The sequence below is a fragment of the Nonlabens sp. genome, assembly GCF_965657255.1.
Classification (GTDB): domain Bacteria; phylum Bacteroidota; class Bacteroidia; order Flavobacteriales; family Flavobacteriaceae; genus Nonlabens.
The window spans coordinates 331,618-352,333 of record NZ_CBFHNM010000003.1 but is presented as its reverse complement, the minus strand read 5'-3'; the positions used below and the strand labels follow the sequence as shown (position 1 = coordinate 352,333).

Below are 20,716 nucleotides of genomic sequence, written 5' to 3'. Positions count from 1 at the left end.
TTGTTAAGAGTAAATTAAAGTTTAGCCTTGCCTAAAAATACTGATTTCATTTATGTTACGAATTAAATATCTGATAAAACATTAACACAAAGGATCACACTGCTTACGCGAAAGCAAAAAAAGTATTCCACTTTAAGAATAAGAAGCGTTTTAAATATTCAATGCTTACTTATAAAAATGCATTTCTTCCACATATTCTTGTACCTGATGATGCATAAAGTATCGTAAATCTTTTCCGTCTTTAATACCATTACGTATCATGGTAGACGATATTTCCATTATAGGAGCATTAATGGTAGTGATTTTAACATGATCAGTAAATTGCTCAGGAACATCACCTGAAGATACTCTAGGGTAAACGATAACTGAATAATCTTCTAATAAGACTTGATAATTCTTCCATTTGTGAAGACTTTTAAGATTATCTTCTCCCATGATAAGCGTGAATTCCTTATCTGGATATTTCTCTGACAAATGAGCTAACGTATTAACGGTATAGTTAGGTTGCGGCAATCCAAATTCAATATTACTAGCATTTATTTTATCATAATCATCTGTAGCTAGATGTACCATGTGAAGCCGCTGATAATCGTCTAGCAATGTCTTTTTCTTCTTATGGGGATTATGAGGTGTTACTACCATCCATATTTCATCAAGATCACTATTTTCTACTAGATAATTTGCAATAGCTAGGTGTCCTATATGGATAGGATTGAATGTACCAAAATAAAGACCTATCTTATTCCTCTTCGTCATCGCTGACTTTTTTATTTATGAATTCATGAACAGTTTTATAAGCCAATTCTTTTGCAGCATGAAGATCGTCATTTTTAATAATAACATCAAACTGAGGCGCAGTTGCCATTTCTGTACTGGCTTTTGCTACTCGCATAGCGATTTTTTCGGCAGTTTCTGTTTTGCGTTTCTTTAAACGTATTTGAAGCTCATTTATAGATGGTGGTTTTACAAAAATAGATATGGTACGATTGGGGAATTTTTTCTTCAAACGCAATCCACCAACTACATCTATATCAAAAATCACATTTTTACCTTCAGCCCAAAGACGTTCTACTTCTTCTTTTAAAGTACCGTAAAATTGATCTTGATAAACTTCTTCAAACTCAAGAAAATCATTTGCACGTATGCGATTTTTAAATTCTTTAATTCCTAAAAAGTAATAATCTTTACCATCAATTTCTTCACCTCTTGCCTCTCTAGAGGCTGCGCTAATAGAAAAAGCAAGGTTTAATTCTTTTTTAGTCAATAAATGCCTCACTAGAGTGGTTTTTCCAGCACCAGATGGCGCACTAAAAACAATCAGTTTAGGTAATACTTCCATTACAATACGTTAAGTAGTTGTTCCTTTATTTTTTCTAATTCATCCTTCATTCGGACTACCATTTGTTGCATTGCAGCATGGTTTGCCTTACTACCTATAGTATTGACCTCTCGACCTATTTCTTGAGAAATAAAGGCGAGTTTTTTGCCTTGAGACTCTGGAATACTCATCGTTTCCATAAAATAGTTAAGATGGTTTTCTAAGCGTACTTTCTCTTCTGTAATATCGTACTTCTCTAGGTAATATATAAGCTCTTGTTCAAAACGATTCTCATCCACCTTTTCTTTGATTTCAGAAACCGCTTTTTCAAGTCTAGTTCTTACATCTGCAAGTCTATCAACATCTTCTTCTATTACTTGAGACAGAAGGTATTTGATATTAGAGATGCGTTTATCAAATTCTAGCTCTAGCACGTGACCTTCGTCCTTACGGAATTCTTGAACGGCTATTATAGCAGTCTTTGCAGTTTCTTCAATAGCAAGAATATCTTCTTTAGAAACATCAGTAGATTGTTGAGAAAAAACATCAGGAAATTTAGTAGCAATTTCTAATAACTGCAATTTATGGTCTCCATTACTAAAATGAATACCATCCAGCTCGCTCATTTGCCTCATGTAGTTCTCTACTAACTCCAGATTGATTCTAGAATTAGGCGCCACTCCTGTTTGCTCTACATGAACAGAAAGGTCTACTTTACCACGCAATAAGGTTTTAGAAACAAGCTGTCTTAAAGGCAGTTCTTGTTGTCTATATAAAGAAGAAAGTCTAATATTAAGATCCAAGTTTTTACTATTGAGTGTTCTAACCTCAACTGTAATTTTTTTGTCTGATAATTGTTGGACAGCTTTACCATAGCCTGTCATAGAAGTAATCATTCTCGTGCTTTTTTATGCAAAGATAATGATTAAGAAAGGGTGTCGTTTTATTTAACTTACGACTTCATCCATTTTACCACGCAATCGACTTAGTGACTGTTGTCGTATGCCCAAAAATGAAGCAATTTCTTTAAGAGGCAATCGATCTATAATGAATGCATATCGTTCCATGAACTTAACATATCTAGTTGTTGCATCATCGCTTATCATTCTAGATTTTTCATCTAGCATATCGTGGTATCTCTTAAGCATGATCTTATGAAAGGCATGCGATAAACCCGAGTAAATTTTACCAATATATTCAAAGTCTTGATATTTAAAGAAAAGTATTTCTCCAGCTTCTACGCACTCAATTTGAAGCTCAGAAGGTTTTTGATCAATAAAACTGTACATAGAGGTTATCACATCACCATCAGCTACAAACCTCACCGTATGCATTTCTCCAAACTCATCAATAATACTTCCTTTTAAAATTCCTGATTTAACTATGAAAACACTATCTGCAACTTCACCCAAATTTAATAATACTTGTTTTTTACGAACTTTAGTCACTTCAAGCATTCTGAAAATTTCATTAGCATACTCTAATGACGGCTTATCTCCTTCTCCTGTTAAATCGAACAAAAACGATGGTAATTCCATACTAAATGATTTGAAATAAACTCATTTTATCATGAGTAAATATCGATTAATTCTATTATTTCACAAAACTTTACACTAATTTACCAAAAAGATCAAGTGTTAGTTGTATTTAATCGGCTTATTTCAAAACAAATTTTTAACTAATAAATACAACTGGAGTAATATACACACTAATAATCGATTAAACATCATATTTATCGGATAAAATACAATAAAAAAACAAATTTATCGATTAAATCCTTTTTTATGATTGAAAATTCTTTATCGTTTAACGTTTTAAATATTCGACAAAATGCGTCGCTATTATTTTTACATTTGAATTTTTGACAAAATTATACGCAAATATTTATCTTGCTATTTATATGAATAGCAGCATACTTTCCACTAAACTTTTGACCGACGCTCAACAAGAGCTGGTTTTAAACACCGGATTAAGCTTAACACATTATGACGTTTTAAAAACAAAGCAAGTATTTTGTGAAAAAAGTACAAAATACGATCACGTCATTATAACCAGTCAAAATGCTATTGAAACTGCATTAAAAAACAGAAGCTTTATCAACAAGATCTCTTGCGTAGGAGAAACAACAGCTGCGACCCTGAGAAACTATGGGTTTCAACCTACTCAGATCTCCAACAGCGCTTTAGAGCTTGCACAGCAAATTATTACAAAATTTCCCGATGATCATTTCACATATTTCTGCAGCGACCAAAGGCGTCATGAACTTCCAGCGTTATTTCTTAAAGAAAAAATACCCTTAGAGGAAATTATTGTTTATCGATCGATTGCCCTGATGAAAAGCTTTGATCGTATTTTTGCAGCAGTAACTTTCTATAGTCCTCGTGGTGTTCACGCTTTCGCGAAAGCGAATCCCAAAAACAAACCCTTAAACGCAGTTTGTATAGGAGAAACAACCGCTAGCACCGCAAAAAAGTATTACCAAAAAGTAGTAGTTGCCAATAAACAAACTGTAGAAAACACCTTGATAACCGCCATAAAAGCGATAAGAAATGATTAAAAACGATTTATTTTTAAGAGCCTTAAGAGGAGAAGAAGTAGAACGTCCACCAGTATGGATGATGAGACAAGCAGGAAGATACCTGCCAGATTTCATGAAACTAAAGGCTAAATATGATTTCTTTACCAGATGTCAAACTCCAGAATTAGCAACTGAAATTACTGTAATGCCTATTGATCAAATAGGTCCAGATGCTGCTATCTTATTTTCTGATATTTTAGTCATTCCACAAGCAATGAACATTGAAGTAGAGATGAAAAACGGAATAGGTCCATGGTTACCAAATCCTATAAGGACTGTAAAAGACCTAGATCGTGTGGTGGTACCAGATGTTAAAGATTCATTGAGTTATGTGTTTGAAGCCATAGACATGACTAAAAAAGTGCTGGATAATCGAGTTCCTTTGATAGGGTTTGCTGGATCACCATGGACTATATTATGTTATTGTGTACAAGGGCAAGGAAGTAAGAATTTTGATAAAGCAAAAGAGTTTTGTTTTACGCAACCAGAAGCAGCACATATCCTGTTACAAAGAATAACAGATACCACTATCGCTTACTTAAAAGAAAAAGTAAATCATGGTGTGAACGCAGTTCAGGTGTTTGATTCTTGGGGCGGGATGTTATCACCTACAGATTATCAAGAGTTTTCTTGGAAATATATTCAACAAATTGTGGACGCATTAAAGCCACATACAGAAGTAATCGTATTCGGTAAAGGATGTTGGTTTGCTTTAGGAGATATGGCAAAGAGCGGTGCGTCTGCATTAGGAGTTGACTGGACTTGTAGTGCTAGAAATGCACGTTACCTATCTGGTGGCAACGTCACGCTTCAAGGTAATTTTGATCCATCAAGGTTATTCTCGCCACCGGCTGAAATTAAAAAAATGGTAACCCAAATGATTAATGAATTCGGTAAAGACCGGTTTGTAGCTAACCTAGGTCATGGAATTTTACCTAATATTCCAGTTGAAAATGCACAAGCATTTGTTGATGCTGTAAAAGAATATGGTCAATAAAGCATAACCGATGTTCAAGAACATTCTCAAAGGATTAAGGTCTTATAAAGATAGTTTTAAGCTTATCCATGAATTAAAACTATGGAAATATTTCCTTGTTCCTATGGGAATAAGCTTGCTTTTTGGGATCGGTATTTTCTTTGCTGTCTATGGGTTATCTGATAATTTAGGACGGTTTTTTGCCAAAGCATGGATTTGGGATTGGGGCAAAGAAGGTTTTACAGAGGTTGCTACCTGGTTTGGAGCGCTTGTCGTTTTGCTTTTAGCATTTATTCTTTACAAACATTTTGTAATGGCACTTAGTGCACCCTTTATGTCTCCTGTTTCAGAGCGTATTGAAAACCACTATTATCCACAAGCAAGAAACCATATTCAACATAGGGATACGACAAATATGGAACAGCTATGGCGAGGTTTACGAATCAACCTGCGCAATATTTCTTATGAAATACTAATTACCATTCCTTTACTTTTATTGAGTCTTATTCCTGTAGTAGGCATCCTTTTTACCGTTCTTGCATTTATAGTTCAAGCCTATTATGCTGGTTTTGGAAATATTGATTACACGTTAGAAAGACACTTTAAATACAGAGATAGTATTCATTTTGTAAAAAGAAACAGAGGTATTGCCATAGGAATAGGAATTATATTTATGGGAATGCTCTTTATTCCTGTTTTGGGAGTTATTCTAGTGCTTCCATTTTCTGTTACAGCAGCTTCTAGGGCAACACTAGAAGAAATGATTAATGAGGAAAACCTACAACAACTTCCTGGTAATCAAAATCCACAAATTAATGCCCAATGATTAAAGAACAGTTTTATAATTTTATAAAAGAACTTCAAAATACCATCACTTCAAAACTAGAAGCAATTGACGGCAAAGCAATTTTTCAAGAAGATGAGTGGCAACGCAACGAAGGTGGCGGCGGTTTTTCTAGAATTATTCAAGATGGAAACGTTTTTGAAAAAGGTGGTGTAAGTATCAGTGCTGTTCATGGAGATCTTCCTCCAGCCATGCAAGCATATTTTAAGGTAAAAGATTGTAATTTTTACGCAACCGGATTAAGTCTTGTGATCCATCCAGAAAGCCCAATGGTTCCAACTGTTCATGCAAATTTCAGATATTTTGAAATGTATGATCAAAAAGGTAATACAGTAGATTCATGGTTCGGTGGTGGATTAGATCTAACTCCTTATTATTTATTTGAAGAAGATGCACAGCATTTTCATCAAGTATGTAAAGAGGTTTGCGATCGACATGAAATTGCAGACTACGCGCTTTTTAAGAAAAAATGTGATGAGTACTTTCATAATTCACATCGTGAAGAAGCTCGTGGAATAGGTGGCTTATTTTATGATTACTGTAAAGCATCTAAAGAGTTTTCTATGGAAGACTGGCTAGATTTTCAAAAAGATATGGCGAGTCATTTTCTAGAAGCATATGTACCTATTGTTGAAAAAAGAAAAGACACCCCTTATTCTGATAAGCATCGAGAGTGGCAAGAAATACGCCGTGGTCGTTATGTCGAATTTAATTTAGTGCATGATAAAGGGACTCTATTTGGCTTAAAAACAAACGGTCGTATAGAAAGTATTTTAATGAGTCTACCGCCACATGTACAATGGATTTATGATCACCAACCAGAAGCTGGAAGTGAAGAAGAAAAACTTCTTACTGTTTTAAAGGCTCCTGTAGATTGGGTTTGAAATTAGAATTTTAAAAAATCTCTAAGATTAAGTTTTTACTGTAGTCTGTCTATCGTCAAAAATTACAGTAACTTAAAAATTATCCATGTAGATAAAGAAGAAAAAGAAATTAAATTTCTTCAATTAAAATACGATCACAAATTGTTTTACTTAAAACAACATCAGTATAATTATCATAAGACACAGTAAGGCTTTTATCAAAGCTTTCAACATGAGTGATAGTGATTTTTGTGTTAAGCTGGATTTCTTTATTATTCAAAAACAATAAAAACTCTACAGAGCTATCTCGCAAAGCTTTTACAATAACGGTAGATTTTAAAGTTGCTTGAGAAAGTTGATTATAATTAGGCTTATTAAAATTTCCATTCTTATCAGGAATTGGAGAACCATGTGGATCAGTTGTAGGGAATCCCATTAACTCATCCATCCTATCAAAGAACTTATCCATTTTAATATGTTCTAATTCTTCAGCAATTTCATGGACTTCTTCCCATCCAAATTTCATTATCTGCGCTAAAAAGATTTCAGATAATCGATGCTTCCTAATTATTAGAGCAGCTTGTTGTTTACCTTTTTCTGTTATCCTTATAGGTTTGTATTTCCTTGAAATTACAATTTCTTCCTTTTGCAATTTATGAATCATATCGCTTGCAGATGGCTTACTAACTTTTAATTCTTCTCCTAAATCAGATAATGAAATATCTTCATTCTTTTGATGTAAATAGAACAATGCTTTAATATAGTTTTCTTTAATATCTGAAGCCATAAAACTGTTTTGAAACAAAAATATAAATAAATACAAAATAATTATGTTAGATTTACCTAACATTTTATTTTTGTATAACTAATTTAAGTTTGCATTCAATGAAAAAGATATTTACCTTAATCCTGTTCTTTACCCTAACAGCTGTTATAGCTCAAACAAAAGAGACGACTATCTCAGGAACAGTGACCAGTACCGAAATACCAGTTTCCTTTGCATCCATATTTATTAAAAACACTAGCATAGGAACTAGCGCAGACGAAAACGGAAAGTATAAATTGAAGATTCCTGCAGGAATACAAACGATAACTGTTCAATCACAAGGATTTCGATCGCAGTCTAAAACGATAACAATTATTGAAGGAATAAATCAACAGCTTAACTTTGCTTTGGTAGAGGACGCCTTAGGTCTTGAGGGAATTGTAGTAAGTGCCACCAGAAACCGAATTAGTAAAAAAAAGGCACCAGTGATTGTAAATGTTTTAAGTCCTAAACTTTTTGCCGCTACGCAATCCATTTCCATTGCAGATGGTTTGAACTACCAGCCTGGAGTGCGTGTCGAAACCAATTGTCAAAACTGCGGTTTTACGCAAGTGCGACTAAACGGCCTGGAAGGTCAATACACGCAGATTCTAGTCAATAGCCGACCGGTTTTTAGCGCACTTAATAGTGTTTATGGACTAGAACAAATTCCTGTTAGTATTATTGATCGTGTTGAGGTAGTGCGTAGCGGTGGATCTGCACTTTTTGGTTCCAACGCGATCGCAGGAACCATTAATGTTATTACAAAGCAACCAGTTAATAATACATGGGAAATTGGCTCTAACTTTAGTTTTATAAATGGGGAAACATTGGATCGAAATGTAAACCTCAACGCATCCATAGTAAGTGAAGACCTAATGAGCGGCGTTACGGTTTATGGTATTTTCCGTGATCGAGATGCTTTTGATGCAAATGATGATGGCTTTACTGAAATTACAAAACTGACCAACAATTCCCTAGGTACAAAGGCTTTTATCAAGCCTAATGACAACAGCCGCGTCGGCTTTGACTTTACAGGAATACGTGAATACCGTCGTGGTGGTGACCGTCTAGACCTTGCTCCTCAATTTACCGATATTACAGAAGAGCTAGATCATAACACTGTATTTACAGGTGTAGATTATGAAATTTTTGACGATGCGCGCGAGAATTCGGCTACTGCTTATATGTCAGTTCAACATACAGATCGCGATAGCTATTATGGAGGTTTAGGTGGTAGAAGAACGCGAGCAGATTCACTTCTTGCTAATAATGCTTTGGGAAGAACCACAGACCTCGCTCTGGTTGCTGGAACAAAATACACTCACAATTTTAAAAGAGATGTTATCACAACAGGTATAGAATACCAATTGAATGATACCAATGATGTCATACCAGGCTACAATAAACTCGTGGATCAGGAGGTGAATAGCATAGGTCTTTATGCGCAATATGAATGGAAGCCTTCTGATAAATTTACGGCCTTAGTCGGTGCGCGTATGGACCACGTTAATGTAGATGGTCTATATAAAATACAAAATATTGAGCGATTATATAGTGTTAGTGAAACCGTACTTAATCCTAGATTGACAGTTTTGTATAACATTAATGATGCGTTACAATTTAGAGGTGGATACGCCCGCGGATATAGAGCACCACAAGCTTTTAATGAAGATTTACACATTTCATCGGTAGGTGGTGAACAACGTTTCGTGATCTTGTCCGATAATCTGGAAAGCGAATTTTCAAACGCCTTTACAGCATCTTTTAATTACACAAAAGACTTTAATAAAACACAGACTAATTTCTTGGTAGAAGGTTTTTACACCACCTTAGAGAACCCATTTACTATTGTTAGTACGGGCGCATCTTTATCCAATGGCTCTATTCTTGAAGAAACAAGAAACGGATCTGGTGCTTATGTGGCAGGTGCAAACTTTGAATTGAGCATATCGCCAAGTTCAGATTTTTCATTTCAAGCTGGAGCAACTATACAACGTTCCATATACGATGAAGACCAAGTATTTTTTGAGGCAGATGGTAGTACACCTGGAGAACAGGATATAATTATAGATGAATTTGTTAGGACACCCAACGTATATGGCTTTCTAAACGCTAACTGGACAGCTTCTAAAGCCTGGCAGTTTGACATAACAGGAAGTTATACTGGCTCTATGATAGCACCACGAGTGATAAGCGACTCAGGTTTTCTGGACTTAGTAGATACCGACGCATTTCTGGATATGACGACAAAACTAACCTATCACTTTGACCCTATAGAAAATTTTCATGTAGAATTAAGCGGTGGCGTTCAAAACATGTTTAATAGCTATCAAGACGACTTTGACAGCGGCGCAACTCGAGATTCTGATTATATTTATGGTCCTAACCGTCCAAGAACATTCTTTATAGGCTTGAAATTTGGCGATTTTTAATATACCATACTAATGAAATATTGTTATCTTATAATGCTTTTATTAGTTGAAATCCCTTTATCTGGAGCTCAGCAAAAAAAAGCTATCAACTGGAAAAGCTGGTCACAATTAGAAAATGCTTTATTAGAAGAGCCCAAACCAGTTTTCATCTTTTTTCATGCAGAATGGTGTGACTACTGTAAGAAAATAGAACGAGAAATTTTTACCAATCCAGCCGTTATCAGTAAAATTAATGCAGACTACTATGCGGTAGAAATGGATGTAGAAACCACGGACACTATTACTTTTGAAGGAGTAGATTTTATCAACAAACAAGCACTTACCATGCGCAATGGAATTCACGAAATACCCTTATTACTAGCTTCTCGAGAAGGGTTTTCATTCTCACTTCCAGCAACAGTTGTACTGAATAAGGATTTTACATTAAAAGATCGGCATTTTGAATATTATACGTCTAAGGAACTCCTAGAGTTTTTATAATATTATATTGTGTGTAAAATAATTCCGCTTTCGCGAAAGCGTAATGAAGATCCTATTGATTCAAATTCACAAAATAAACAATGGCACCTATCATAAGCAACACCGTAAGAATTGCTAAGAATATTTTCCAAAAAGAATACGGTCTGGTTCCATGAATTTTACCTGTTTGCCCGTTTACATAAAAATGATAACGTTTGCCGTCAAATTTATAAGAGCTGATATAGACTGGCAGTAAAATATGCTTAAAAGTCTCTTCACTTAATTGCATTTCTATACTGTTTAAGCGCTGCGTATCGCCACCTATATCTCTTCTAGCCCAGTTAGAAGCGATATCTTTTGCTTTATCTTTTGCGTCTAAATGTCCGTCTTTTAAAGGAATCGTATATTTTTCTGTTACATAACCAGCAAGGAATCTAGTGTCAAAAGTTTTTAAGTCTTTTAGATCCCATGAGGCAACTTGAGATGGTATTTGCCCTCCTTTTTGTTGGGATGCTTTTACTAACGTATCATCCACAAATCCAGAAACTTCTCCTTGAGCAGGATACCATCTTGTGCGGCGTTCTTGTCTAGTGCGTTTATTTTTGCCAGAACCAGTAGTTACGGTTACATAGTAATACTCACCTCTTTGACCAGTATATTGAGCAACTAATTGAGCGTCAAAAGTCCAATAAGGAATATAAAGTCCTTTTGTGTTTTCAGCACTTAAACTGGCACGTTGTAAATTATTAGGTGCCCACCACAACCCAGCAACCCATTTTTTAAAAATCTGATGTGCATGATCTGGCTTGAAGGCAAAAGGCAGAACAGCGCCGGGAAGAATCCAATCGTCTTGATAGGCATCTTCTATAATGAGCGGCATCGTACAGTAAACACAATGAAGCGATTTATAACTTTCTTCTATATGCTGATTTGCACCACAATTTTTACAATGTAACATGCTTATTTCCATAGAATGCGATTGCGCACCCATTTGTTGCATGTATTTTTCTAATTCTAATTCTTGAAATTGCTCTTCAGCCTCTTCTATTACTTCTTTATGTCCACAATAATCGCAGGTGATTAAATCTGTTCCAGGTTCATAAGTCAACTCTGCACCGCAATTGACACAGGATTTTTTACGCTCAGAATTAATGGGAGGTTGTACGTCCAATTTAAAAATAAATATAAGTAGGTTTAGAATATAAGCGTTAAAGCTTTTTACATGAAAAGCTAGTATAACAAAATAGCACCAAAAGCATTGGATCTACATAGGCAATGGTGGCGGCGTGTTACCTCCTAAAAAGCCTTTTAATTCTTCTACTTGATTCAATGCTTTCCAACCATCCATTCCGGCTTTCCAGACTAAGGTATCTTTATTGATAGTTCTACTAGCATATAGTGATCTTAATTGATCATAACCTACTGGTCCAGCTTGCGCACCATTTAGTGCATAAAAATACTGAGCAGCTTGTGGCATAGGTGGCGGCATTGTCGGTGATTGCTGTTGCTGATATTGTTGCTGTGGCATTTGTTGATGCTGTCCACCCATTTGAGGTGACATCATGCCGCCCATTTGTTGCGCGAGAACAAATCCCATTCCCATTCCCATTCCTGCACCAGCAGTTCCACCTTCATTTTGTGCTGCCGCTTCAATAGCTTTTGCCGTTTTAAATTTGGTTAATTTATCTAAATCAATTTTATCCAAACGGCTGTATTCGAAAATCTCTTTTTTAAGATCTTCAGGCATAGAAACGTTCTCGATATAAAACTTTTCTAATGAGATTCCTACGCTGGAAAACTCTGGCTTCATTACTTCTTGACACGTTTCAGAAAGTTCAGAAGTATTTGCTGCATATAATTCAATCGGCAGATTTGCTTCTCCTACCGTATCTGTAAATCTTGTTGCGATTAGACTTTTAAGGTGCTCATTGATCTCAAAATTGGTAAAATTATTATCAGTTCCTACAATGTCGATGATAAATTTACCAGCATCGGCTATTTTAAATGCATAGGTTCCAAATGCTCTAATTTCTACCAGTCCAAAGCGATCGTCACTTAAGGTTATTGGGTTTTTAGTTCCCCATTTTTCATCTGTAAAAAGTGTCGTATTGACAAAGTAAACTTCGGCTTTAAAAGGTGAGTTAAAACCGTATTTCCAGCCTTTTAAAGTAGAAAGTATCGGTAAGTTTTGAGTGGTTAAGTCATAGGTTCCTGGTTTAAAAACATCTGCCAGTTGTCCTTCATTTATAAAAACAGCCAGTTGTCCTTCACGTACGACCAGTTTTGCGCCGTTTTTAATTTCATTTTGGTAACGTTCAAACCTATGTGCAATAGTATCATCTGTGTAATCTAGCCACTCGACTATATCGATGAATTCGTGACTTAACTTTTCTTTAATTCTATCAAATAAGCTCATGGTAGTTGGTTTAATATTAGTTTTCTAAGGTAGTAATTTTACAAGAATGTCGCTTTTGCAAAATCAAAAGTGTGATTCATCTCCTATTATAGGTAAGTATTTACAAAGAATTGTTACACTTAATTCCTACCATTCTCATCCGGATAAAAAGTGTGTACTGGATCACTTTGCCACACTTCCTTTGTTTCTACGCACATGGCTGTTAAAGGACCTGTGTAAGCTGCAGCAGTATCCATATTCCAAACATTTGCTGCATTCATAGGCTCATATTTATCCCAACGATGTGTAGGTGTATGACCTATAAAAATTTCTTTGTAGATATTTAAACGATTAGGATACCGATCGTTATCTATAGATAGATTAGGATCAACACATAAGGCCATTTCCCAAAGAGTACGGTCCCAATAAGTAGCGTTTTCATTATGCTCATATTTTGGACCTTTTAAATTTTGAAAACCTGCATGGAAGAAGCCATTATCATTTAATTCGTAATAATTCAGTAAATCATTCTGAAGAAAATCAAAATGACGTTGAATATCTTTTTGGTTCCTGTTTTTATAACTTTGAATGGTGCTCTCGCCTCCATGTTTTAACCACATAGGATGCGGTTTTTCTGCTTTTAAATTCATCACAACAAGTTCGTCGTGATTTCCTCTTAAATAAATGGGAATTGTTTGATTGTTTTGTTTCCGCTTTCGCGAAAGCGAGATCAAGAAATCAATGACTTCATAGCTTTCTGACCAGCCGTCCACATAATCTCCTAAAAAGATCAACTGGTCATCATCTTTTACATCTATTCTTTCTATTAATTGAACGAGCGCTCTATAACCGCCGTGAATGTCTCCTATGCAAATGGTCCTCATGAACTATGAATGGTATTTTACTTTGCGCAATACACGCAAGGCTTCTTTATATGATTTGTATACTTCTGGATAAGATTTGAGTAAACCTTTATGCGCATTCATTTTATCAATGGCCTCGCCCACATTATTGAATTGACATATCAACATCGTTTCTGGTAATTCATTTAAAGCTTTCATTTCCTGATCATTCAATAAGATACCATTTGTTATCTTGTTTAAAAGAGCTAAATTAGTATTATAGATGTGGTGCAACAATTTACGATCATAATACGGTGGGTTAAACAATATTTTATTTTCTAATTTGTAGGTTCCGTTAGGAAAAAAACGCAAAGTTTGTCGCTCTAACAGATGGTGTTTTTGCTGTTTCCCTATACCTAATTCTACAAACTCTAAAATGCTAAAACTATCTTCATCAAAGCTAATTTGCACCTCATCCAGTGTGCTGTAAAACAGTCGCACTTGCTCGTTCACCATTTCAATATCGACACGAGAATAATAACTTTTACCGCTTTTAATTTTAAGCTTACCAGACCAGCATATTACAAATTGTTCCTTAAAGACTTTATAATGAGTTTCTAAACCTTGATTTTTACGAGCTAGGAATTCTACAACACTATCTAATGTGTGTTCTATATTGTTGCTGGCTTTTTTCTCGAGTTGTTCAACTATTTTAGAATTAATATCTCTTACCTCTATATCAAAAGTTTTAGGCATGGATATACTACCATTTCTAAAAAAAACGCTACCGCCATAATATTTCCAGATATTTTTGCGCAACGTTGTTAGCTCGTTTTGCGCGCGTATAGTTACTAGTCCGACAACCTTGCCTGTAGGCAAATGTGGAAAAAGTATATTTTCATACTGTATAATAGGTGCATTAGTTAAATAGGCATTAACTAGATTTTGCAATTTTGAATCATCAAAAAAATCTACTCCTTCTATCCTATTAGTTTGATCATCAATACCTATTACTATATAACTATTATTTCTAGGATTTGAATTAGAAAGCGCACAGATATGCTTGAGAAATTTTGCTTTACCTTCTTTACTACTCAAGTCAATTTTTAATTTCTTATCATAAAAACTATTCTCGTCATTATGAGCGAGTAAATTCTTAACAAGAAGTCGTTTATTGATCATGATTGAAAGGTAAAGTTAAAATCTAAACTTAAATCCAAATTTAAATTTAAAAGGTAAAACCAAGTATTATAAACTTTTAGATCTAAAACAACAACTCACTTTACCGATGTGCGCACTTTTATAAAGTCCGTTATCTATCAATCCATTAGATTTAAACTTAAGTTTGAGTTTAAATTTAAATTCCTACTATCTTTGTGGCCATGCAAATTCCCGAAGGAAAAAAAATATACTTCTCTAGTGATAACCATCTAGGTGCACCTACTCAAGAATTGAGCAAACCACGTGAAAAGAAATTTCTAGCTTGGTTAGATCTTGTCAAAGAAGATGCGGCGGCTATTTTTTTATTAGGAGATTTATTTGATTTCTGGTTTGAATATAAAACTGTTGTTCCTAAAAATCAAGTACGAGTTTTAGGAAAACTTGCTGAAATAGCAGACAGTGGTATTCCTATTTATTTTTTTGTAGGGAACCATGATTTATGGATGTTTGGTTATTTTGAAGAAGAGTTAGGAATTCCTGTATATCACAAACCTCAAACTTTTGAATTTAACAGTAAGAAGTTCCTGATAGGACATGGCGATGGTTTAGGTCCTGGAGATAAAGGGTACAAACGCATGAAGAAGGTCTTTACCAGTCCATTTTTTCAATGGTGTTTTAAATGGCTGCATCCAGACTTAGGTATTGGAATTGCTAGACATTTATCTGTAAAAAATAAATTGATCTCTGGTGAAGAAGATGCTAAGTTTTTAGGCGAAGAAAATGAATGGCTCGCGCAATATGCAAAACGCAAATTAGAAACAGAACATTTTGATTATTTTATTTTTGGACATAGACATCTGCCGATGGAAATTCAAGTAGGTGAAAACGCCACATATATCAATTTAGGCGACTGGATTACTCAATATCGCTATGGTGTTTTTGATGGTGTTAATTTTAAACTTGAACAGTTTTAATCAAACATTTAAAAGTGACCTGTTTTTTAATAAAAGGAATAATATAACATTTTAATAGAATTATATTTAAGGGTTTTACTTCAAATCTATCTCATCTTTGTACTGTAATTAAAAGTGAAACTTTAAAAATAGGCATGATGAAAAATTCTAATATAAACACTACCATTTTAAGCGCTTTATTTGTGTTATTTTCTGTTATTACTTATGGTCAAGAAAATAACGATACTCAAAAAACTCTTACAAATTCTCTAGAAGAAATTACTGTTTTAGTTCAAAAGGCAGATTTAAAAGATCAACCCATATTTAATGAAAACAAAAAGCAGTTGCGTAAAGCGGCTAGACAGAGTAAAGGTGATATTGATAAGTTTAAATCACAAGTAATCCATAGCGTTCCTTCATTTTCTGATATCAATAATACAAAATGGGAAAAATTATATAATGAATCAAAGCTGCTTACTTTTATAGGTAAAGTAGAAGAGTTACCTTCTGTACTATAATAATTAAGATATTATATCTCTCAATCTTAATTGAAGAGTTACATTGCCCTGCCATTCATTTTCATCTATAGAATAGGCAATATGAAACTTTTTACCATCGGTAATCTGATCAGACTTACTTCCTAGATTAAATCCTATAGCGTTAAAAGCATTTTTATTAGATGTTGTTGAAGCCACCTTTATTTTAAGGTGGTCTTCATTTTTACCGACACATTTTCCATAACCTGTATCCACTACATTTTCTGTCATAAAAATAGGCGTCATATTTCCTGGGCCAAAAGGCGCCATTTGTTGAAGTATGCGATAAAACTTAGGAGTAATATGCTCTAACGGTAATTTAGAGTCGATATGAATCTCTGGTGTCAGGTGTTTGTTCTCAATAGTTGCACAAACCACTTCTTCAAAACGAGCTTTGAATTTTTTATAATTTTCGGGAAGTAAAGTTAATCCTGCGGCATATTTATGACCACCGAATTGTTCTATAAAATCTGCACACTGTTCTAGCGCATTATAAACATCATAACCGCGTACACTTCTAGCGCTAGCGGCAAGTTTATCACCAGACTTACAAAATACTAGCGTCGGTCTGTAATAGGTTTCAGTCAATCTAGAAGCTACGATTCCTATCACACCTTTATGCCAGTTGGGATCAAAAACAACACTGGTAAAATTATCCTCTTCTTTATTAGAAATGATTTGTTCCAGCGCTTCTTCTGTGATAGATCGATCCAGTTCTCGCCTGTCAGAATTATAATTCTCTATAGAAGCGGCAAACTCTTTAGCCTTTTCCAGATCTGTTTCAGTCAATAATTCTACTGCATGCAGTCCGTGTTTCATTCTTCCAGCTGCGTTAATACGTGGCGCGATAATAAAAACAACATCTGTAATGGTAAGTTTTGTTTTATTCAAATTAGAAATAATTGCCTCAAATCCAGCTCGTGGACAGGTATTTATTACGTTTAAACCGTGATAGGCTAGAATTCTATTCTCTCCAGTCATTGGGACAATATCTGCGCCTATTGCAGTCGCGACTAAATCTAAATATGGAATCAATATTTCAAATTCCCAATCGTTTGCTATTGTTAATGCTTGACATAATTTAAAACCTACACCGCAGCCGCACAATTCATCATAAGGATAAGAACAATCGTCGCGTTTAGGATCGAGAACCGCTATGGCATCTGGCAATTCTTTACCAGGTCGGTGATGATCACAAATGACAAAATCGATTCCTTTTTCATTTGCATAAGCGACTTTATCCACTGCTTTCACACCGCAATCTAATGCGATAATTAATGAAAAATCATTGTCTGCTGCAAAATCAATTCCTTTAAAACTTACTCCGTAACCTTCATCATAACGATCAGGAATATAAGTAGAAACACGATCATAAAAACTTTCTAAGAAGGTAGACATAAGCGCTACACTGGTCGTACCATCTACATCATAATCTCCATAAACGAGGATATTCTCGTTATTCCCTACCGCTTTTTGAATACGTTTTACAGCTAGATCCATGTCCTTCATAAGGAACGGATCGTGCAATTCCTCTAGGTTGGGTCTGAAAAATGATCTCGCTTTCGCGAAAGCGTCCACGCCACGTTGCACTAATAATCCAGCAAGAAAAGGATCAATTCCCAGCTCTTGAGAAAGTTGTTCTTGTTTTTGAGAATCTGGTAAAGGTTTTAATGTCCAGCGCATGGTGTAAAGATAAGATGTAAAATCAGTCTGTGTGCAAGAATCGAAAAGCTAACCTTATATCCATGATAAATCTGTTACTTTTAAAGTCTAAATTTAAATCATCCATTTTTAAACCCAAAATATGCCATTAGTAACACCATTAGACGCTAGCCACGATCCAGAAACAGCAGAACTTGCAGCTTTTTTCAATGAAACATTAGGCTTTTGTCCTAATTCTGTACTTACCATGCAGCGACGTCCAGCGATATCAAAAGCTTTTATCAATTTAAACAAAGCGGTTATGGCAAACGAAGGTCGCGTGACCAGTGCCTTAAAAAGAATGATGGCTTGGGTTTCTAGCAACGCGACAGGCTGCCGTTATTGTCAAGCACATGCGATCAGAGCCGCAGAGCGTTATGGGGCAGAACAAGAACAACTGGACAACATTTGGGAATACCGCACACATCCTGCTTTTAATGAAGCTGAACGTGCTGCCCTCGATTTTTCATTAGCTGCAAGTCAGGTTCCTAACGCTGTCGATACATCGATTCAAAAACGTTTACATGAGCACTGGAATGAAGGAGAGATAGTAGAAATGCTAGGTGTGATATCGCTTTTTGGTTACTTAAACCGCTGGAACGACTCTATGGGAACCACCTTAGAAGGCGATGCAATTCAAAGCGGAAATCAACATTTAGGTAAACATGGTTTTGAGGTAGGGAAGCACGTGTAACAGTTTTATAATTAAACGTGAATTCGATCTAAGAAAAATGGGAATTACTTTTTAATCAATGGAATAAGAAATGAAGAGTTGATAGGCTAGTTTGAGCGTAGTCGAAAACTATTAAATATATAAACAGTCTCGACTGCGCAAGACGTGACAAATATTATAATCACACTATCCCGTAAAGTGTGTAAGTTAAAACAGCTTGGGTTTGACTTTAAATTAACTTATAGTTGAATCCTTTTTTTATAAATGGTCAGCAAATGATAGAGTACAATACTCCAGTTTCTCATGGGCATAGACCATTTTTGGTCGCTTCCCTTACTGCCAAATATACAGATTTCATAACGACATCATCAGTTGGGAATGATAATTTGTTTTTAGTGTATTTTCTGACTTCTAAAGGGAACTCAAAGAGAACGACAAGGTTTTTCCAGTTGTCGTAGCATCTGTTCACAGCGTAAGAGTACTTGTCTTCCCATTTATCTGCAAAGCTTTTTAGAGCAGCTTTTGCGGCTTGTTTTGTAGGCGCGTTGTAGATTTGTTTCATATCTGCGATAAAGGCTTTTTTATACTTTCATACCACATACCTGCAAGCATTTCTAATTTGATGAACCACGCAAATTTGAGTTTTAGACTCTGGGAATACGTTTTTAATGGTTTCTGTATAGCCGTTGAGATTATCTGTAGCTGTGACTAAAAGATCTTCTACACCACGAGCTCTCATATCAGTAAGTACCCTCATCCAAAAGGCAGCAGACTCAATTTTACCTAACCACAGGACATAAGACTTCTTTTTTACCGTCTCTACCAAGTCCTACGGCGATATAAACGGCTTTATTAATCATCTTAGACTTCTCACGCACCTTAAAAACGATTCCATCCATCCAGACAATTAAATAAACTGGCTCTAATGGTCTATTTTGCCATGCGACAATTTTATTGTTGATACGGTCAATAATACGAGATATGGTAGTTGTCGATATATCAAAGTTGTATACCTCTCTTATCTGCTCCTTGATATCGCTATTGCTCATTCCTTTGCCATACAAAGATATAATCACATTTTCGATACCATCTACCATACTGGTGCGTTTGGGAACAAGCATGGGAATGAATAAGGCATCACGGTCTCTACGCACCTTAATCTCCGACTCGCCAAAGCTGGTTCTGAGCTTTTTACTGCTGTATCCGTTACGTTTATTGTAAGTTGGACTTTTTTTCATGTGTTTGAATAGTCTAAGTGAGCATCAAGCTAGCCTTTTAGCATTTTTTCAATACCTCGCTTTTGAACTTACTTTAAAAAATCAGTGAGTTCATCTCACGTTTTGAGCTGATTTAAAAAATCGTCCTTGAATAAATCTTATTTGTTCATGTCTGTGTAAAAATAAAAAAGGCTTAGGTTATCACCCAAGCCTACTTTAACTACTCACATAGTTAGTGAGATACTACCGCATTTAATAATCTGTATCCGTTATTTAGGACTATACAATTACAGGATATTTTTAACGCATATAAGATGCTCAACAATAGGCAGAAAGGTCTTTAAAATAAAAAAAGCCGCTAAAACTTTGTTTTAGCGGCTTTTTTGCTTGATACTAGTTCAATTATTTAATACCTAGATCTGCTTTTACATCATTAGTAAGATCATAACCGTCTGCCATGATGATACCAGTACCTGTTGTAGAATCTAGAACATAATCAAACCCTTTTGCACGAGCTACTTTAAAAATAGACTCTCTTACCTGCTTATATAAAGGCTTTAAAAGATCTGTTCTTTTTTGACCCATTGCTTTTTGAGAATTTTGGTAATACTCTTCTAATTTTTTCTGTCCTTCAGCAAGCTCTGCAAGAACTCTTTCATTTTCTTCCTGAGTTCTTTGTGGTGCCGCTTCTTGAGCAGTTTGATATCTCGTCTTCAATTCTTTATCCATTGCACTTAACTTAGTTTCATAAGTTTTTGCAAGATTTCTCAACTGCTTATCTGCCGCGATTGCGCTAGGCATAGATTCTACTAGCTCTTGAGAAGCTACGTGACATATTTTAGTAGGTTGCGCCTGTGCATGACCTAGGTTAATACCTGCAAAGATCAATGCAACTGCTGCTATTAAGGTTTTTACTTGTTTCATTTTTATATTAATTGTTATCAATTTTTTGTTTATACA

20 protein-coding genes and 1 pseudogene are annotated in these 20,716 nt (G+C 35.2%); 9 read left to right on the top strand and 12 right to left on the bottom strand.

Annotation, left to right across the window (positions count from 1 at the left end; all coding sequences use genetic code 11):
- Nucleotides 1–165 precede the first annotated feature (165 nt).
- Genes nadD through ACTF54_RS05900 form a run of 4 tightly spaced genes read right to left on the bottom strand, consistent with a single transcriptional unit; the run spans nt 166 to nt 2,856 of the window.
- Entirely contained in the window at nt 166–756 is a 591-nt protein-coding gene (nadD, locus tag ACTF54_RS05915) for a nicotinate (nicotinamide) nucleotide adenylyltransferase (RefSeq protein ID WP_347196751.1), read from the bottom strand.
- Nucleotides 740–1,339, bottom strand: coding sequence for a guanylate kinase (gmk, locus tag ACTF54_RS05910; protein ID WP_347196752.1), 600 nt, complete (start codon nt 1,337–1,339; stop codon nt 740–742). The genes nadD and gmk overlap by 17 nt, the downstream gene beginning before the upstream one ends.
- Nucleotides 1,339–2,214 carry a YicC family protein gene (locus ACTF54_RS05905; protein WP_438968933.1) on the bottom strand — a complete coding sequence of 292 codons (876 nt, stop codon included), beginning with the start codon at nt 2,212–2,214 and terminating at the stop codon, nt 1,339–1,341. Before ACTF54_RS05905 ends, gmk begins: the two co-directional genes overlap by 1 nt.
- 51 nt (nt 2,215–2,265) lie before the next feature.
- Entirely contained in the window at nt 2,266–2,856 is a 591-nt protein-coding gene (locus ACTF54_RS05900; protein WP_347196754.1) for a Crp/Fnr family transcriptional regulator, read from the bottom strand.
- A gap of 323 nt (nt 2,857–3,179) precedes the next feature.
- Here ACTF54_RS05900 and ACTF54_RS05895 point away from each other — a divergent pair, with 323 nt between their 5' ends.
- From ACTF54_RS05895 to hemF, 4 genes are read left to right on the top strand one after another with little or no spacing between them, the layout of a single operon-like run.
- Nucleotides 3,180–3,875, top strand: a complete 696-nt coding sequence (locus tag ACTF54_RS05895; RefSeq protein ID WP_438968932.1) for a uroporphyrinogen-III synthase — start codon at nt 3,180–3,182, stop codon at nt 3,873–3,875.
- Nucleotides 3,868–4,893, top strand: a complete 1,026-nt coding sequence (gene hemE, locus ACTF54_RS05890) for a uroporphyrinogen decarboxylase (RefSeq protein WP_347196756.1) — start codon at nt 3,868–3,870, stop codon at nt 4,891–4,893. The genes ACTF54_RS05895 and hemE overlap by 8 nt, the downstream gene beginning before the upstream one ends.
- A 10-nt stretch (nt 4,894–4,903) precedes the next feature.
- Nucleotides 4,904–5,698, top strand: coding sequence for an EI24 domain-containing protein (locus tag ACTF54_RS05885; protein ID WP_438968931.1), 795 nt, complete (start codon nt 4,904–4,906; stop codon nt 5,696–5,698).
- Nucleotides 5,695–6,600, top strand: coding sequence for an oxygen-dependent coproporphyrinogen oxidase (hemF, locus tag ACTF54_RS05880; protein WP_438968930.1), 906 nt, complete (start codon nt 5,695–5,697; stop codon nt 6,598–6,600). The genes ACTF54_RS05885 and hemF overlap by 4 nt, the downstream gene beginning before the upstream one ends.
- A 109-nt stretch (nt 6,601–6,709) precedes the next feature.
- On the opposite strand, the gene ACTF54_RS05875 is transcribed toward hemF, so the two are convergent.
- Nucleotides 6,710–7,366, bottom strand: a complete 657-nt coding sequence (locus tag ACTF54_RS05875; RefSeq protein ID WP_438968929.1) for a metal-dependent transcriptional regulator — start codon at nt 7,364–7,366, stop codon at nt 6,710–6,712.
- Nucleotides 7,367–7,464: 98 nt separating this feature from the next.
- On the opposite strand from ACTF54_RS05875, the gene ACTF54_RS05870 reads away from it, so the two are divergent.
- A complete protein-coding gene (locus tag ACTF54_RS05870; RefSeq protein ID WP_438968928.1) occupies nt 7,465–9,819 on the top strand; it encodes a TonB-dependent receptor in 2,355 nt (784 codons plus the stop codon).
- A gap of 33 nt (nt 9,820–9,852) precedes the next feature.
- Nucleotides 9,853–10,299 carry a thioredoxin family protein gene (locus ACTF54_RS05865; RefSeq protein ID WP_347196761.1) on the top strand — a complete coding sequence of 149 codons (447 nt, stop codon included), beginning with the start codon at nt 9,853–9,855 and terminating at the stop codon, nt 10,297–10,299.
- Nucleotides 10,300–10,351: 52 nt separating this feature from the next.
- On the opposite strand, the gene ACTF54_RS05860 is transcribed toward ACTF54_RS05865, so the two are convergent.
- From ACTF54_RS05860 to ACTF54_RS05845, 4 genes are all read right to left on the bottom strand, one after another.
- Nucleotides 10,352–11,449, bottom strand: a complete 1,098-nt coding sequence (locus ACTF54_RS05860) for a DNA helicase PriA (protein WP_347196762.1) — start codon at nt 11,447–11,449, stop codon at nt 10,352–10,354.
- A gap of 93 nt (nt 11,450–11,542) precedes the next feature.
- Nucleotides 11,543–12,694, bottom strand: a complete 1,152-nt coding sequence (locus ACTF54_RS05855) for an SPFH domain-containing protein (RefSeq protein WP_347203171.1) — start codon at nt 12,692–12,694, stop codon at nt 11,543–11,545.
- A gap of 119 nt (nt 12,695–12,813) precedes the next feature.
- The gene (locus ACTF54_RS05850; protein ID WP_347196764.1) at nt 12,814–13,557 is read right to left on the bottom strand and encodes a metallophosphoesterase family protein; all 744 of its coding nucleotides are present in this window, start codon (nt 13,555–13,557) and stop codon (nt 12,814–12,816) included.
- Nucleotides 13,558–13,560: 3 nt separating this feature from the next.
- Nucleotides 13,561–14,697, bottom strand: coding sequence for an ATP-binding protein (locus ACTF54_RS05845; RefSeq protein WP_347196765.1), 1,137 nt, complete (start codon nt 14,695–14,697; stop codon nt 13,561–13,563).
- A 200-nt stretch (nt 14,698–14,897) separates the two neighbouring features.
- Between ACTF54_RS05845 and ACTF54_RS05840 the strand changes: the two genes are divergently transcribed.
- Together ACTF54_RS05840 and ACTF54_RS05835 are read left to right on the top strand one after the other, a co-directional pair.
- Nucleotides 14,898–15,650 (top strand): UDP-2,3-diacylglucosamine diphosphatase, encoded by a 753-nt coding sequence (locus tag ACTF54_RS05840; RefSeq protein WP_347196766.1) that lies wholly within the window; start codon nt 14,898–14,900, stop codon nt 15,648–15,650.
- Nucleotides 15,651–15,787: 137 nt separating this feature from the next.
- Nucleotides 15,788–16,147, top strand: a complete 360-nt coding sequence (locus tag ACTF54_RS05835; protein ID WP_347196767.1) for a hypothetical protein — start codon at nt 15,788–15,790, stop codon at nt 16,145–16,147.
- Between the two features lie 3 nt (nt 16,148–16,150).
- Here the strand turns inward: ACTF54_RS05835 and recJ are convergent, their stop codons facing one another.
- Nucleotides 16,151–17,848, bottom strand: a complete 1,698-nt coding sequence (recJ, locus tag ACTF54_RS05830; RefSeq protein ID WP_438968927.1) for a single-stranded-DNA-specific exonuclease RecJ — start codon at nt 17,846–17,848, stop codon at nt 16,151–16,153.
- A gap of 121 nt (nt 17,849–17,969) precedes the next feature.
- Between recJ and ACTF54_RS05825 the strand changes: the two genes are divergently transcribed.
- Nucleotides 17,970–18,560 (top strand): carboxymuconolactone decarboxylase family protein, encoded by a 591-nt coding sequence (locus ACTF54_RS05825; protein WP_347196769.1) that lies wholly within the window; start codon nt 17,970–17,972, stop codon nt 18,558–18,560.
- A gap of 218 nt (nt 18,561–18,778) precedes the next feature.
- On the opposite strand, the pseudogene ACTF54_RS05820 reads toward ACTF54_RS05825, so the two are convergent.
- A pseudogene (locus ACTF54_RS05820) lies at nt 18,779–19,914 on the bottom strand (IS256 family transposase); the annotation flags it as partial.
- Between the two features lie 244 nt (nt 19,915–20,158).
- Nucleotides 20,159–20,680: an OmpH family outer membrane protein gene (locus ACTF54_RS05815; protein WP_347196770.1), complete on the bottom strand. Its 522-nt coding sequence runs from the start codon at nt 20,678–20,680 to the stop codon at nt 20,159–20,161.
- Nucleotides 20,681–20,716 lie beyond the last annotated feature (36 nt).